Below are 14690 nucleotides of genomic sequence, written 5' to 3'. Positions count from 1 at the left end.
GCACAGCGCAATGCTGACGCAGGATTCGGGCGGTTAGCTCAGCGGTAGAGCACTACCTTGACATGGTAGGGGTCACAGGTTCGAACCCTGTACCGCCCACCACTCCAAGTCCAGATGGTATGACGACTTGGGTGGATTTAGTGCAGGCAGCAAGCGTGGAAGCTGGTAAAAGCCTGTCGTCTCCTTGCCGGTGGGCAATCCAGGCGTCGTGTGTCGTTGGCTTCCGGCTAGGCAGGGTTGACCATGAGCTGCTCCTTGCAAGGAGCGTGACGCCTAGTCTCCACGCGGCGTCGGCCTCGAATCTACGAATGCCAATGCGGATGTTCCCCTCTGCGGTTCGACGACGAACGAGGCGGCTCCGTCATGTCCACGGACGCAGCGGCCCGGCCCGCACCCCCTCAGTTGAGCAAGACACTTGTGGGTCATGCTGAAATCGCTTTCTCCGACAGGCGTCTTGCTTTAGCATCGCCTACCGCGCTGACGGAAAGGAAGACTGGCGATGGACGAGTTCCAGCACACCGTGCTGAGCAGGGGGAAGTATCGCGTGGTGGCCATTACTCGCGAAGAGGTGTATTCCGCCGACAACGTTGTGGCGTATGCCGTCGTGACGGATGCGGGTGCACGGTTGACTCCGGATTTGTCCCTCGACCAAGCGAAGATGTGGATCGACTCACTGGTCGAAAGCGAGAGCGGAGGGCGTAAGCTTGGCCCCCTCGACCACCAGCCAACCCTGCGTCGCTAGACGTCGATAGAAGATTAGCCAAGGAGTAGGGCGCGTGTCCTCCAAGCTCAAGATCGCTGCGATCGCCACAGTGGCAACGTTGATCGTTGGATATTGCCTGTCGGGCTATCTCACGCTTCTGCTGCTACGGCTAGATGCCAAGCTGTATGCGTGGGATACGTATTATCGTTACGTCAGCGCGCTAGGCCTGCCGCAGGTGGCGCCTTATGTCACCAAGATCAAGCTGGCTGGTATGTTCGGATTCGGCCTGCCCGGGATCATTTGGGCCATCGGCATGGTGATCCTGGTCAAACCCAAGCAGAAGGCTCTGCATGGCGATGCGCGTTTTGCAGGAGCGGCTGATCTTTCCAAGCATGGTCTGTTCAAGGCGAGCCCTAATGGCATTGTCGTCGGCAAATTCAATGGCAAGCTGGTGCGGCTGAGTGGTCAGCAGTTTGTGATTCTCGCTGCGCCAACGCGGTCCGGCAAAGGCGTTGGAGTGGTCATTCCGAACCTGCTCGAATATCAGGAATCGGTTGTCGTGCTCGATATCAAGCAGGAGAACTTCGACCTGACCAGCGGGTGGCGCGCTAGCCAGGGGCATGAGGTTTTCCTGTTCAATCCGTTCGCCGAAGATCGGCGGACGCATCGCTGGAACCCGCTGACTTACGTGTCAAGCGATCCGGCATTTCGGGTCTCGGATCTTATGAGCATCGCGGCGATGCTCTATCCGGATGGCTCGGACGATCAGAAATTCTGGGTCAGCCAGGCGCGTAATGCGTTCATGGCCTTTTCCCTCTATCTGTTCGAGAACTGGGATGAAGAGCTGACGCTTGGTTTCCCTGGCGGGGCAGGGGCCCCGACGCTTGGCGGCATCTATCGCCTGTCGTCAGGTGACGGCACCGATCTCAAGAAATACCTGAAATCCCTATCGGAGCGGCGCTTCCTCAGCAGCAATGCCAAGTCGGCCTTTGCCAACATGCTGTCACAGGCGGATGAGACCTTCGCCTCCATCATGGGAACGCTGAAAGAGCCGCTCAATGCATGGATCAATCCTGTCCTGGATGCGGCAACCAGTGCTGACGATTTCCTGCTGACCGATCTTCGCAAAAAAAAGATGACCATTTATATCGGCATCCAGCCAAACAAGCTGGCCGAAAGCCGTCTGATCATCAATCTGCTTTTCAGTCAGATCATCAACCTCAATACCCGTGAGTTGCCGAAGTCCAACCCTGAGCTAAAGTACCAGTGCCTATTGCTGATGGACGAGTTCACCTCGATTGGCAAGGTGGACATCATCGCGACTGCGGTAGCCTACATGGCTGGCTACAACATCCGTCTTCTGCCCATCATCCAAAGCATGGCGCAGCTGGACGCCACTTATGGCAAAGACTTGTCGCGCACCATCATTACCAACCATGCCCTGCAGATTCTGTACGCGCCACGCGAGCAGCAAGACGCTAACGACTATTCGGAGATGCTGGGCTACACCACCATCAAGAAGAAGAATGTCACTAGAGGGCGTGAGATAACGCACAGCGTCTCAGAGGAGCGTCGGGCGCTGATGTTGCCCCAGGAGCTGAAGGCAATGGGAAGCGACGCTGAGGTCTTCCTCTACGAAGGCATTCCTCACCCTGTCAAATGCGAAAAAATCAAGTACTACGAAGACAAGCACTTTACGTCTCGTCTAATGACAAAAGCTGACGTGCCCACGCTTCGTGTGAAATTGTGAATTTTATCACAATTTTATGATAATTTTTCATAAATTAGTGACTTTTATCACTTCAGACTTGACACCTTGTCGGGTGCTAGGCAAATTGATCACTTGAGCTGGCAGTCTGGCGATACCTAAGTATGGCTGCTCTTATGGACTCGGGGTACATGGAGTGTAGGGGCTTTATGCTTGACAAAACGAATTCAGAAACTTTCCGCCACGTTCGCTTCAAATGCGAACGATTTTCCGTTTCTGAAATATCTCGACGCGAGCAGGTTTTAAGAATTGGCTTACGATGGATTGCATGCGCGTTTTCGCCGGCGTGGAATCAGAATAACTTGTTTGTTATGGAGATTAGGGCGTGAGACAGGTCCATCTTTTGAAGGTTTCAGTACTTCTGGTGACTACGGCAGCGCTGTCGTCCTGCGCGACGAAACCTGCCGCGGACTTTGGCGGGCGATGGAAGCCAGTAAATCGTTTCGCGGAAACTCCGATGGAACTCCCGCTGCATTCTTCTTACGTCTATCAGGCAACTCCCATGGACGGGACACTGAAGACAATGCTGGAGCGGTGGGCTAAAGACTCCAATATGACCCTCGCTTACAACATAACATCTGACTACACCCTTTATTCTGCCGTTGCAAAAGTTGATACGACGAGTATCAAGCAGGCTGTAGAAGAGCTTAGCGCGGTTTATGCGACTCAGGGTGTGCTCGTTTCGGTTGTTGGAAATCAGATTGTAGTTCAGCCTGTTTCCAAGGCGGCTGGTTAACTACTGTCGTTGCCGCGGTGCTAACCAATCAGGCAGTTTTTCTGTAAATTAGGTGGAAGCGGATTACTTATGTTCCGTAAGAAAGAACCAAGTCGCCAGGTCGATCAAGTAGTCGCCAAAGCGGTTAACTATGAGCTGACAATTGCAGATCTCGCGCAGCGTAGCCAGAAGCGTGCTTGGATGGTTGCTACCGTCTCGTTGGCAGTTTCCGTGATGCTAGCAGGCGGTTACTACTACATGCTGCCGCTTAAGGAAAAGGTGCCTTATCTGGTGATGGCGGATGCCTCGACGGGAACTGCGACCGTCGCTCGGTTGCAGGAGGATTTTTACAACCAGCAAATTACCTCTAGCGAAGCAATAAATCGAAGTAATGTTGCTCAGTACGTGACGGCGCGTGAGTCTTATGACTCAGAGATAATGACACTGCGGGATTGGAATCTCGTCTTCATTATGTCCACGCCGCAAGTGGGTGCTGGACACAAACAGCTCTATATGGAAAATAACCCTGATAATCCCTTCCTGAAGTACGGTAAGGGGAAGTCGATTCGGGTTAAAATTTTGAGTATAACCCCATTGGGTCAGCGAGCTGGAGGCGGATTCAGAGGGGCTGCTGTCAGAATACAGCGCAATCTGTACGAAAAAACCACTGGTATCTCGACTTTCATTGACAACAAGCTGGTTACCTTGGCGTTTGACTACAACGACAACCTTAAGTTGGATGAGCAAGACCGGTTGCAAAATCCCTTGGGATTCCAAGTGACTGAGTACCGCGTCGATAATGATTACGATAAGGCTCCGCCAGACGTGGGCGCGCCCGCTGCTGGTGCCAGTGTAGCTGCCGGTGTAGCACAGCCTCAGGTTGTTGCGATTCCGAATTCAGACCTAGCCGCCCCGGCGATTGGCGTTGCAGTGCCAGCAGCGACCAAGCCAGATGTAGCAGGGTCGGCCGAAGGGATTTCGATTGGAACTGACGGAGCAAGAGGTCAATGAAGTATAGACAGAAATTAATAATGTGGCTCCTTGCTGTAGTCACAGGAGTTGGATCGGCAGGAAGCGTTGGCGCTCAAGCTGTAGATTACTACGACTACAAAGCTGATCAAATCTACCCGATCCGGGCTGGCTTGGGAATTACAACTCAAATCGAGCTAAATCCCAACGAGAAAATTTTGGACTACAGCACAGGTTTCAGTAGCGGGTGGGAACTGACCCGTCGAGACAATGTGTTTTACTTAAAGCCAAAAAACATCGATGTTGATACTAACATGATGGTGAGAACTGAAACGCACTCATATATCTTCGAGCTAAAAGTGGTTGCAACTGATTGGCGCGAACTTGAACAAGCGCGTCGCGCAGGAGTCCAGTACAAAGTTGTCTTTAATTACCCGAGTGACTCCCAATTCTCAGTCGCGAAGGAAACGACTGAGGAAGAAGCGAAGCCGCTTCTGAGTACCGAGTTGTCCAAAGATAGGCAATATTACTTTGACTATTCTTACGCCACTAGGAGCAAGTTGGGCTGGCTTGTGCCTGTAAGCGCATATGATGATGGTCGTTTTACATACCTGAAGCTTACAGATTCAAATAAATTCCAAACCGGAAATTTCCCGGCGGTGTTCGGTCGCGAAAAAGAGCATGGCGAAGATTTTGTAGTCAATACAACAGTCGAGGGAAATGTGCTCGTCGTGCACGGTACATATCCCTATCTAGTCATCAGACATGGAAGTAATGTCGTTGGTCTGCGGAGGAATGTGAGAAAATGAGCCAAAATAATCCTCCTGGGAACAATGAGGGCCGCTTGGATAGCGGCGATCTGGATCGCGAGCAGGCTCAGGGCAGCGGCCAGGATCCAAATAACCCCTACTATGCGCGTACTCAAGCGCAACCACTTCCAAATTTGGATGCCTCAGCCCCTGAGCTTCGTTCAGTGGAAGATCAGCGCCTTAACAGGAAAGCGTTGTTTTTTCTCGGGGCAATTGTCTTGGTTCTGCTCGTGCTCGCTTTTTTCCTTTACAAAAGCGCGACCAATCGTAACTCCGCAGAAGCGAAAAAAGAGCCTACAGCCGCCGTAACTGCGCCAAGCCTGCCAAAAATGGCAACTACGCCTCCGTCGACCGATGTTCAGCAAGATGTACCGCCGATTTCACTTGCTGCACCGCCGTTGCCTCCGGCGCAAGCCCCCGATTACCCGCAGCCGGTTTATTCACCAAGCAGCAGGCCTGCCGGTCCCACTTTAGCTGAGCGACGTATGGCGTCAGCTGGAGGTGCCCCGGAATCTGCTAGCGGTGCACCAATGAGTGCCGAGGAGTACTCCAACTCTATCCTTGCCGGACTTAATCCCGCAGGTGAAGCAGGATCTGCAAATTCGGAAGGCAGTGCTGACGCAGACAGGCAGAAAGTGACGAATGCGCAATTCATTCGACACCCAGACGCACTGCTTGTACGGGGAACGTATCTGCGCTGCATTTTGGAGACTCGGGTGATTACCGATATCCCAGGCTTTACGTCTTGTCTCATTACAGAGCCGGTTTATTCGATAAATGGTCGTACTCTACTGCTGCCTAAGGGATCAAAAGTTTACGGAAGCTACAGCGGCGGTCCGACAGGGCGACGCGTGTCTGTTATTTGGGATCGTATTACCACCCCGAACGGCATAGACGTGACTATGTCAAGTCCTGGCACCGATGGATTGGGCGGAGCTGGACACCCTGGGCAGTACGACGCGCATTGGGGGCAGCGTCTGTCGTCGGCATTGATGATTAGTCTGTTGGCAGACGCTTTCAAGTACGCAGCTGCCGAGTACGGTCCTGAGCAGACGACGGTTTCGCAAACAGGCGTAGAAGTTCAGTCGCCTTATGAAAGTGCTACAGCGAGAACGATGGAGCGTATTGCTAATGACGCCGCTACGGAAAGTATGAGACGGCCAGCAACTGTCACCATTAATCAGGGATCATTGGTTAATGTGTATGTTGCGAAAGATGTTGATTTTACGAATGTACTGCCAAGAAGGTAACGAGAGCGCACGTGGACGCAGAAGTTTCGCCCGTCTCAAAGGCATCTAGCGAGTTTCTTGAATACCAGTACAGCGTACTTGGTATTCAGGATTACATGCTGTCGTCCGAAGTGACAGAAATTTGCATAAATCGTCCTGGAGAGGTTTACCTAGAGACGCGCGGGGGATGGGAGCGTGTAGAAGTGCCCGGTCTGACATTTGAGCGCGCCCGTCAGTTTTGTACAGCAGTGGTTAATGAAAGTAATACTGGTCAGCGGATTACTGATGCTGATCCAGTTGTTTCACTAACCTTCCCAACCGGTCAACGTGCTCAGTTTGTGATCCCTCCTGCCTGTGATGCCGGAAAGGTATCCATCACTATTCGTTTGCCTTCCAAGCACACAAAGACCCTGTCCCAATACCAGGAAGATGGGTTCTTTGATCAAATCTTGGAGCATAGCGGTGAAGTAAGTGAGCACGATAAAGAGCTCTTAATGCTCCGTCAATGCCGACAATATGCCGAATTCTTCAAGCAGGCAGTGCTTTATAAGAAGAATATTGTCGTTTCTGGTGCGACCGGTAGCGGTAAGACGACCTTCATGAAATCGCTTGTCAACCACATTCCCGGAAGCGAGCGTTTGGTCACGATTGAGGATGCACGTGAGCTCTTCATTTCGCAGCCCAATGTGGTGCATCTTTTGTATTCGAAAGGCGGGCAGAGCGCAAGCAACGTGACAGCCAAAAGTTGTATGGAAGCTTGCTTGCGTATGAAGCCGGATAGAATAATTTTGGCAGAATTGCGCGGCGATGAAGCGTTTTATTTTATAAGAAACTGCGCCTCCGGTCATCCCGGGTCGATTACCAGCTGTCATGCCGGTAGCCCAGAGCAGACTTGGGACCAACTGGCCTTGATGGTAAAGGCTTCCGTGGAGGGCTCTGGACTGGAATTCAACGTGATAAAACGGTTGTTGATGATGACAATCGATGTGGTTGTGCACATTAAAGCCCACGAAGGCCGTCGATATATCACGGGTATTGACTTTAATCCTGAGAGGAAATTTCAATCATGATAAAAAAAGGCGCAGCGATTTTTTTATCTCTGGGTTGGTTTGCTCCAAGTCTTGCCACGTGCGCGTCGGTAGCTGGCTTCCAAAATGAAGCGCCAGGGGGGAGTCTCATGCTGCCCGGAATTGAAATGATGGCCTGCGGAGAAATGTCAGCGCCGCTTTCTGTGATGCAGCATGTTGTCCAAGTAGAGTCTTCTTATAATCCTTACGCCATCGGCGTCGTGGGCGGGCGACTGGTGCGACAGCCGAAAAACTTGGGCGAAGCTCTATCCACGGTTCAGATGCTTCAGGAAAAAGGCTACAACTTTTCTCTTGGGCTTGCACAAGTGAATCGTTACAACCTTTCAAAATATGGCTTGCTGTCTTATGAGCAGGCGTTCCAGCAGTGTCCGAACCTGAAAGCTGGATCAGCCATTCTCTCAGAATGCTATCAGCGCTCTGGAAGGGATTGGGGCAAAGCACTGAGTTGCTACTACTCAGGGAACTTCGTGACTGGCTTTCGGCACGGATATGTGCAAAAGGTGTTTGATTCCATGGCACGAACCACGGCACAGGCGGGAGCTACCGCTATTCCTTTAGTGGGCCAAAGTCCGATGCATATCAGGCAGACGGCCAGGTCAACGAAGGAATTCACACAGTCCTTGCCTGATCGAGTGTTGTCGCGTGTATTGGAAGAACGAACTCAAAGTGTTAACTCAGCGTCGCAGCAGGATCCCGCGCAGGTGTTTCCTCAGACAAGTGTTACCTCAGAGGTCGGAACTTCTCGGTCAAACAAAGAGAACCCAACTGGTTCAGCCAGTTCTGGGATGCGCAGACCGGAAGTTTCCGCGCAGTTGTCTGGTGGCAGGGCTGCTACCCCTTCGAGATCGTCAGCTGAATCCCGAGCCTCTCCGGGCCTTTCGGGCGATGGGGAGGTCGCTGTCTTGATGAGTTCACGGACACCGGTGATACTAGGTGCCCCTCCCACGCAAGCAGCCACCTCACACGTTGCGGCAAGTCCCTCTCTGCAACAGCCACTTGTGCAGGCAGGAGACGCTGCATTTGTTTTCTAGCCTCCGGTTTGGCCAATCCGGTAGGTGCATCGTCATGTTGGGCCTTAACAAGGAGAGTCACAATGAAGCATGGTAAATTTATGTCACTGGAAACTGAGCGCACTGCGAAGACTGTTGTGAAGTCTGCAATATTTGTTGCAGCCCTCTCCGCGTCTTCAGCTTTCGCGCAAAATTTCGGTGGTACTGACACCAAGACATGTGAGTTTTTCACAAGCATCACTGGATTGCTTAACATCGCTTCTATTGCGGTGGTAACAATCGCAGTTATCTTCGCCGGCTACCAAATCGCGTTCGCGCACAAGCGGATTGGCGACGTGGCCCCAATTCTGATCGGCGGCGTTTTGATCGGAGCGGCAGGTCAGATTGCCCGTATGCTACTGGGCACCGGCGCGGGCGGCTCCTGCGGAGCTGTAAACGCGTTTATTACTCACAGTGTGCCGTTCCTGACCGTTTAATATGAAGAAGAACGTCGTCTTCCGCGGTTGCACGAGGCCTGCCATGTTCTTGGGCGTGCCATATGTTCCGTTCTTCATCGGTGCGGGCGGGACGTTAGTATTCTCTATGTATACGAATTTGCTATATCTTTTCCTCATTCCTGTCATTATTTTCATAATGCGTCAGATGGCGCGTCGTGATGAAATGATTTTCCGCTTGTTAGGTTTGCGTTGGCAGTTCAAGCTTAAAGTCAGGAACGTTCGTTCAAATTCAGGGAAGTGGGTTTTTACACCCAATAGTTATCGGAAGAACCCACCACCGTGAAATTGTTGGGCTTCTGATGGAGTGGAAGTCGGCGTCGTCAGACGCCGACTTCCCTGCGTTCACAGTATTAGCCACAGGGGCTAGATCAAGCTGATGTTTAACCCGGATACTTCCATAAGCGAATTCATTCCTTTTTCGTCCCATGTCTCGACCAATGTGGTCAAGACAACTGGTGGCGACTACTTGCTTACCTGGCACTTGGAAGGTCTGCCGTTCGTCGGTCGTGACGAATGGGAGCTTGAACATCGGCATAATACATTTAACAGGTTGTTACAAACCCTTCGTGCTCCCGACTTTGTAAATGTAGCTTTTTGGGTGCATGACGTCCGCCGTAGACGAAAGCTGACTCAAAAAGGCAGCTACAGCAATCTGTTCAATCAGAAACTATCCGAAAAATATTTCGAAATGTTGTCTTCACAGCGGCTTATGCAAAATGAGCTGTATTTGACAATGTTGTATCGCCCCATGGTCAGCGGCAAAAGGTTTGCAGAGAAAACGACCGACATCAAGCGGTTGCAAGCTGCCCAAGAGCAGGCAGTTGCAAAGTTGATGGAGCTAGCAGGCAACGTCGAAGCCGTCATTCGTGACTATGCACCTTATCGACTCGGTATCTATGAAGCAAAGAACGGCGTCGTTTTTTCCGAAACTCTCGAATTTTTTGCTTATCTCATCAATAGGATTGATGAGCCAGTTCCGGTTCTTACTGCTCCGGTGAACGAATATTTGCCGGTCAGCCGGCACATGTTCTCGGCTAAAAGCGGCGACTACGTAATTAATACTCCAAATGGAGCGAATCATTTCGGGGCTCTGCTGAACGTCAAGGAATATGCTGAGGGTACATACCCGGGGATTTTGAATGGTTTGAAGTATCTGGACTTTGAGTATGTGATTACGCACTCTTTTAGCCCGATCGGACGTCAGGATGCTTTGCGTGTACTAGATCGCACGAAAGGAATGATGATTTCATCCGGGGACAAGGCAGTCAGCCAGATCATAGAGCTGGACATGGCGATGGATCAAATCGCATCCGGTAACTTTGTGCTTGGAGAATATCATTTCACAATGGCGGTTTATGCTGATAGTCAAGAGACTTTAACGCAAAACATCGCTGCTACGCGCGCAGAGCTTTCGAATGGAGGGTTTGTTTCCGCCAAAGAAGATCTTGCTGTCGCATCATCATTCTATTCACAGCTTCCAGGTAACTGGCGATATCGCACGCGTATTGCCAATGTCAGCTCGTTAAACTTTCTTGGGCTTTCGCCTCTTCATAACTTTGCGACTGGTAAACGAAACAATAACCCCTGGGGCGATTGTGTTACCACGCTCCAAACCACAAACGGTCAGCCTTACTTTTTCAATTTTCACGCAACTCACCCGAGCGAGAATTCGCTGGGCGAGAAGGCAATTGCGAACACGATGGTGATTGGTAAGTCTGGTACCGGCAAGACTGCACTCATCAACTTTCTGCTGAGTCAGGTTCAAAAGTATGAACCATCGCCGACCATTTTTTTCTTTGACAAAGACCGTGGTGCTGAAATCTTTGTGCGCGCGTGTGGTGGAAATTATCTTGCACTCGATAACGGCATGCCAACAGGTTTCAATCCTTTTCAGTGTGAAAGAAACGAAAGCAATGTGCAGTTTCTCGCTGACTTGATCAAGGTGCTGGCTGGCAAGCGCGAATACAGCGCTCGTGAAGAAGAGGATATCTTTCGAGCCGTTGAAAACATGCTTGATACGCCCATGCACCTACGCAGCATGACAAATTTCCAAAAAAGTTTGCCTAACATGGGCGATGATGGTTTATTTGCACGCATGCGTCGCTGGACCTCGGGTAATTCTCTGGGATGGGTATTCGACAATCCCGTCGATACGATCGATTTGTCGCGTGCCAATATTATCGGTTTCGATTATACCGACGTTATCGATAATCCTGAGGTTCGTGTTCCGGTTATCAATTATCTGCTCCATAAGCTGGAGACGTTGATCGATGGTCGGCCATTGATCTATGTGATGGATGAGTTCTGGAAGATCCTTGATGGTGGTGGCGGATTGAAAGAATTCGCAAAAAACAAACAGAAGACCATTCGAAAGCAAAACGGCTTGGGCATCTTCGCCACGCAAAGTCCGGAAGATGCGCTAAAAAGCGATATTTCGGCTGCATTGATCGAGCAAACTGCGACGTTGATCCTCCTGCCTAATCCAAATGCGGACCGCGATGATTACATCAATGGTCTTAAGCTAAGCGAGGCGGAGTATCAGGTTGTGATCGGGCTGGACGAGCGTTCACGTTGCTTCTTGGTCAAACAAGGACATGCGTCCAGCGTCTGTCAGCTCAATCTGCGGGGGATGGACGACGCATTGGCGGTAATTTCGGCGTCAACAGATAACATCGAAATCATGCACTCGGTAGTCAACGATGCAGCTGCACGTTTGCACGTTTCCGCAAATGATGTGCCGCCGGAAGAATGGCTTCCTGCGTTTTATCGGAATAGAAAGGGTTCTGGTAAAGGAAAGGTTGTTGCCTAGTTGGCAACTGATTTTGAACTTTGCTGTCGTCACTGCTGTTGCAACCATGAATGATAGGAGAAATTCCATGAGTCGTCAGTTGAAGGTTGGATTTCCAAAACTAAAAGCCCGGATCTTGGCAATGTCTCTATATGCCAGTCTCGGCTTGACATTGGTGCCGCTTAATGCTGGAGCTACTGGCGTTCCGGTTATTGACGTGGCTGCAATTGGAGAATCTATAAAGAATATGCTTGCCACTGTAAAGCAGTGGGGCGTTGAATATAGCCAATATACTGCGCAGTTCGAGCTTCTTCAGAAAAACTTGGTGCAGTTACAGTCCATGATCAACACATTTGGTCTGCCGACTGGGGTCAAACTTGAGCCTGTAGCGCCTAACTTTGGATTTGAGCGTTGCGGTAGCGGCATCAGCTTTAGTATGTCGTCCATCACAAGCATGCTCAGTAGCTCGACCGGGTTTGCGAACACTAATCCACGTGAGCAGCAAAAGCAGCTTTGCGTGGCAATTCAGTATATGAAGAATCAGCGTTACAACTACGTTGTTGGATTTCTAGCTGAAACCATGCCGACGATGGATCAAAGCTTGAATAAATTGATGTCGTTGCGAAATTTCAGCACAAACCCTGGTGATTTGGGTGCATCTATGTATTCGTTGAACGATACAAACACCCGTATGACCAAGACCTTTGAGCAGGTAAATAACCAAGTCAAGGGTTATGACACGTACATTGCTGCATTAGAAGACAACCAGCGTGCGCTTACGCAAGATATGTTGCGCGGAAAGCAGAGTATCGTAGGGACCGTGGTGAAAACTGCCGCGCTCGCTAAAGCGCTGGAAGACTAGACCGCGGTGGTTAGATGTTCGTCGTTGCCCGAATCGTTGATTGAGGTGTTGTAATGGCAAATGGAATTTCAAATTTTGGGCAATGGATGAATCACCTGAGTGTTCAGGCATTTAGTCCATATCCGGCGGTTTCATCGGTCGGAGACTTCGTGTTCTATCGTCAGATCATGAGTTATCTGACGAATAGAATTTCGGAGTTTGAGGCAGATCTTCTGGGGCGGTTTACCCTCTGGGTCTCAGGCGTCGCGATGATCGTGTTGACGATTTGGGTAATGATCCAAGGCTTCAATATGATCACGGGTCGTAGCCGGGAATCGATGGCTGCCTTCATTGTGACGATGTGCAAAAGCGCACTGATCGTCACGATAGCCGCTTCGATCGGCATGTCGAGTCCCTTTATCCAGAAGTTCGTCAACGACGATGTCAAGAAAGAAATCGCGTATGCGATCACTGGTGAAAACAAGACTCCGGAAGATCAAGTCGACGAAAGCTTGGGGTGGATGCAGGTAGCTCTGTCTAGCATTGACGTGCTTGACGTTGTACAGGACCCGACGTTGGACTCGCAGAAGTCCCGCGCAATGTGGATGGTCGGCGTTGGAACGGGCGGGCCGGCGGTCGTAGCCGGTTCCATGATGTTGCTGTATCGCATTGCGATGGCATTGTTTGTCGGCTTTGGGCCGTTGTTCATTTTGTGTCTGTTATTTGAGCAGACAAAATCCTTGTTTCAACGGTGGTTGTTCTATGGGATCGGCACATTTTTCTCAATGTCAGTCCTTGCGGTCATGACGTCCATCGCGTTGGACATGGTCAGCAAGGTGTCTTTGGCCTTCTGGGGCTCTTCGCTGATAGGCAGCGTTTTAGGCCAGGATTTCAACTCGGGTATCAGCAGCCAAGCCCTGCAGCAAGGGGGTATGGGCCTGATCCTGACCACATTGATCTTGACCGCACCTCCCATGGCTGCGATGTTCTTCCAAGGAACGCTTGGAGCGTTTACGCCGTATGCAGCGATGGGAGCAGCCACCGGCGCTTCTGGTGCTGCAAATCGGCCGGGTCCGCAGGGGCAACCGCCGGGGTCGTATGGCTACAATCCCCAGCAGCCGGCTGATGTGGGCCGAGAAGAGCGAAATGTCAACTCTGGAATGAATTCGCCAGTCGTTAGAGGTCGACAGGGAGGTCAGGAAATGTTAGCTGGTTCGAAAGGCGTTTATAATCGCAATGACCAAGCCTAGTAAATGTCATAAACCGGTAGTTTAATATGAATGTTATTTTTTGTTTTTTTTACATCATTGGTTTTTACGCTTTTTTAATTGGTGAGGCGGACGCGCAAACTGCTTGTCCAATTGGCACTGCAGCAGGCTCAGCAGTGTGCGGCCCTACCGAGACTGGTGGCGGTGGTTACAATAATAATGAGGTGCCTGCTCCTAGGGCCGTACCTACCGGTAAGTGGGAGTCGCGTTGGGGTGCTATTGCTATCGACAGTCTGACTGGAAGCGTCGGGACTTCATTTGACCTAAAAAGTAAGTCAGCTGCTGCTTCCGAAGCAATTAGCACTTGTGCGGTGGAAGATTCAAAAAAATGCAAGCTTATAACAACTTATAGCAATCAATGCATTGCGCTAGCTTGGCCATCTGTTAAGGGAAGGCCTGCTTCAACCGGGCTAGCAAAAGAGGAAAATTATGCGAAGATCCGTGCCATCAATAATTGTAATGACAGTGGTGGAGATTGCAAAGTAATATATTCTGCTTGCAGTCAGCCTGTTTTTTTTAAATATTAAAGCACTTCATCAGGCTTTTAGCATAACGAGTACAAATCCGGAGTTTGTCTTATGAGGCTTTTGCATGTAGCGCTTTTATTAGTGATGCTTGGTGTTGGACCAGCTTATGCGGGAGATTCATGTGCGACGTTGATGTGCATGTCAGGAAAATTAGTAGGGGCCAGCACTGGCAAAAGTTGTGCAGGTCCGATGGCAGATTATTTCAAAATCGTTCAATTTGATCGTCACGGTTACAGTGAAAGTAAGACAAAAAATGCCCGGCAGGCATATCTAGATTCTTGCAGCTCGGAAACGACAGGCGAGGGTAAACGCATCAACGATAAATTTGGAACCATGCGTTTGGGTTTCTAAAGTATCTGTTGATGATTTTTAAGGATTTTGGCGGCATAAGCTGTAATGACCCACTGATTTCCTGCTCAGGTGTTACTTTCCCCGAAGGAGACACCGATGAGCGAAGTGATGGAAGAAGAGATCAAGC

15 protein-coding genes and 1 tRNA gene are annotated in these 14690 nt (G+C 50.6%); all 16 read left to right on the top strand.

Annotation, left to right across the window (positions count from 1 at the left end; all coding sequences use genetic code 11):
• Positions 1 to 27: 27 nt before the first annotated feature.
• The 16 genes from XcodCFBP4690_RS16360 (at position 28) to XcodCFBP4690_RS22500 (ending at position 14563) form a co-directional block, all read left to right on the top strand.
• Positions 28 to 102: transfer RNA gene (locus XcodCFBP4690_RS16360), tRNA-Val, on the top strand.
• Between the two features lie 397 nt (positions 103 to 499).
• Entirely contained in the window at positions 500 to 742 is a 243-nt protein-coding gene (locus XcodCFBP4690_RS16355) for a hypothetical protein (RefSeq protein ID WP_104542516.1), read from the top strand.
• 34 nt (positions 743 to 776) lie between these two features.
• Entirely contained in the window at positions 777 to 2453 is a 1677-nt protein-coding gene (locus tag XcodCFBP4690_RS16350) for a type IV secretory system conjugative DNA transfer family protein (RefSeq protein WP_104542514.1), read from the top strand.
• A gap of 343 nt (positions 2454 to 2796) precedes the next feature.
• Positions 2797 to 3207: a hypothetical protein gene (locus tag XcodCFBP4690_RS16345; RefSeq protein WP_104542512.1), complete on the top strand. Its 411-nt coding sequence runs from the start codon at positions 2797 to 2799 to the stop codon at positions 3205 to 3207.
• A gap of 69 nt (positions 3208 to 3276) precedes the next feature.
• Positions 3277 to 4197 carry a VirB8 family type IV secretion system protein gene (locus XcodCFBP4690_RS16340; protein ID WP_104542510.1) on the top strand — a complete coding sequence of 307 codons (921 nt, stop codon included), beginning with the start codon at positions 3277 to 3279 and terminating at the stop codon, positions 4195 to 4197.
• Between the two features lie 20 nt (positions 4198 to 4217).
• The gene (locus XcodCFBP4690_RS16335; RefSeq protein ID WP_410049653.1) at positions 4218 to 4964 is read left to right on the top strand and encodes a TrbG/VirB9 family P-type conjugative transfer protein; all 747 of its coding nucleotides are present in this window, start codon (positions 4218 to 4220) and stop codon (positions 4962 to 4964) included.
• Positions 4961 to 6214, top strand: a complete 1254-nt coding sequence (locus tag XcodCFBP4690_RS16330; protein WP_104542506.1) for a TraB/TrbI/VirB10 family type IV secretion system protein — start codon at positions 4961 to 4963, stop codon at positions 6212 to 6214. The genes XcodCFBP4690_RS16335 and XcodCFBP4690_RS16330 overlap by 4 nt, the downstream gene beginning before the upstream one ends.
• Before the next feature lie 11 nt (positions 6215 to 6225).
• A complete protein-coding gene (gene virB11 / locus XcodCFBP4690_RS16325; RefSeq protein WP_104542504.1) occupies positions 6226 to 7263 on the top strand; it encodes a P-type DNA transfer ATPase VirB11 in 1038 nt (345 codons plus the stop codon).
• A 107-nt stretch (positions 7264 to 7370) separates the two neighbouring features.
• Positions 7371 to 8312: a lytic transglycosylase domain-containing protein gene (locus tag XcodCFBP4690_RS23360; RefSeq protein WP_104542502.1), complete on the top strand. Its 942-nt coding sequence runs from the start codon at positions 7371 to 7373 to the stop codon at positions 8310 to 8312.
• Between the two features lie 62 nt (positions 8313 to 8374).
• Positions 8375 to 8767: a TrbC/VirB2 family protein gene (locus XcodCFBP4690_RS16315; protein WP_104542500.1), complete on the top strand. Its 393-nt coding sequence runs from the start codon at positions 8375 to 8377 to the stop codon at positions 8765 to 8767.
• Between the two features lies 1 nt (position 8768).
• The gene (locus tag XcodCFBP4690_RS16310) at positions 8769 to 9071 is read left to right on the top strand and encodes a VirB3 family type IV secretion system protein (RefSeq protein WP_104542498.1); all 303 of its coding nucleotides are present in this window, start codon (positions 8769 to 8771) and stop codon (positions 9069 to 9071) included.
• 93 nt (positions 9072 to 9164) lie between these two features.
• Positions 9165 to 11597 carry a VirB4 family type IV secretion/conjugal transfer ATPase gene (locus XcodCFBP4690_RS16305; protein WP_104542496.1) on the top strand — a complete coding sequence of 811 codons (2433 nt, stop codon included), beginning with the start codon at positions 9165 to 9167 and terminating at the stop codon, positions 11595 to 11597.
• A 67-nt stretch (positions 11598 to 11664) separates the two neighbouring features.
• A complete protein-coding gene (locus XcodCFBP4690_RS16300) occupies positions 11665 to 12438 on the top strand; it encodes a TrbJ/VirB5 family protein (protein ID WP_146091926.1) in 774 nt (257 codons plus the stop codon).
• A gap of 53 nt (positions 12439 to 12491) precedes the next feature.
• The gene (locus tag XcodCFBP4690_RS16295; protein ID WP_244183681.1) at positions 12492 to 13667 is read left to right on the top strand and encodes a TrbL/VirB6 family protein; all 1176 of its coding nucleotides are present in this window, start codon (positions 12492 to 12494) and stop codon (positions 13665 to 13667) included.
• A gap of 26 nt (positions 13668 to 13693) precedes the next feature.
• On the top strand, positions 13694 to 14212 hold the full coding sequence (locus XcodCFBP4690_RS16290) for a DUF4189 domain-containing protein (protein WP_104542492.1): 519 nt from the start codon (positions 13694 to 13696) through the stop codon (positions 14210 to 14212).
• Between the two features lie 51 nt (positions 14213 to 14263).
• Complete coding sequence (locus XcodCFBP4690_RS22500) at positions 14264 to 14563, top strand: killer protein (RefSeq protein WP_146091925.1); 300 nt, start codon at positions 14264 to 14266, stop codon at positions 14561 to 14563.
• Positions 14564 to 14690 lie beyond the last annotated feature (127 nt).

The sequence above is a fragment of the Xanthomonas codiaei genome, assembly GCF_002939785.1.
Taxonomy (GTDB): domain Bacteria; phylum Pseudomonadota; class Gammaproteobacteria; order Xanthomonadales; family Xanthomonadaceae; genus Xanthomonas; species Xanthomonas codiaei.
The sequence above is the reverse complement of the archived record's forward strand: the minus strand, read 5'-3'. Positions and strand labels throughout refer to the sequence as shown.

What these genes read in the sequence shown, in the direction of transcription:
- XcodCFBP4690_RS16355 (WP_104542516.1), top strand. Translation starts at nt 500, where the DNA reads ATGGACGAGTTCCAGCACACCGTGCTGAGCAGGGGGAAGTATCGCGTG.
- XcodCFBP4690_RS16340 (WP_104542510.1), top strand. Translation starts at nt 3,277, where the DNA reads ATGTTCCGTAAGAAAGAACCAAGTCGCCAGGTCGATCAAGTAGTCGCC.
- XcodCFBP4690_RS16335 (WP_410049653.1), top strand. Translation starts at nt 4,218, where the DNA reads ATGTGGCTCCTTGCTGTAGTCACAGGAGTTGGATCGGCAGGAAGCGTT.
- XcodCFBP4690_RS16330 (WP_104542506.1), top strand. Translation starts at nt 4,961, where the DNA reads ATGAGCCAAAATAATCCTCCTGGGAACAATGAGGGCCGCTTGGATAGC.
- XcodCFBP4690_RS23360 (WP_104542502.1), top strand. Translation starts at nt 7,371, where the DNA reads ATGCTGCCCGGAATTGAAATGATGGCCTGCGGAGAAATGTCAGCGCCG.
- XcodCFBP4690_RS16315 (WP_104542500.1), top strand. Translation starts at nt 8,375, where the DNA reads ATGAAGCATGGTAAATTTATGTCACTGGAAACTGAGCGCACTGCGAAG.
- XcodCFBP4690_RS16310 (WP_104542498.1), top strand. Translation starts at nt 8,769, where the DNA reads ATGAAGAAGAACGTCGTCTTCCGCGGTTGCACGAGGCCTGCCATGTTC.
- XcodCFBP4690_RS16305 (WP_104542496.1), top strand. Translation starts at nt 9,165, where the DNA reads ATGTTTAACCCGGATACTTCCATAAGCGAATTCATTCCTTTTTCGTCC.
- XcodCFBP4690_RS16300 (WP_146091926.1), top strand. Translation starts at nt 11,665, where the DNA reads ATGAGTCGTCAGTTGAAGGTTGGATTTCCAAAACTAAAAGCCCGGATC.
- XcodCFBP4690_RS16295 (WP_244183681.1), top strand. Translation starts at nt 12,492, where the DNA reads ATGGCAAATGGAATTTCAAATTTTGGGCAATGGATGAATCACCTGAGT.
- XcodCFBP4690_RS16290 (WP_104542492.1), top strand. Translation starts at nt 13,694, where the DNA reads ATGAATGTTATTTTTTGTTTTTTTTACATCATTGGTTTTTACGCTTTT.
- XcodCFBP4690_RS22500 (WP_146091925.1), top strand. Translation starts at nt 14,264, where the DNA reads ATGAGGCTTTTGCATGTAGCGCTTTTATTAGTGATGCTTGGTGTTGGA.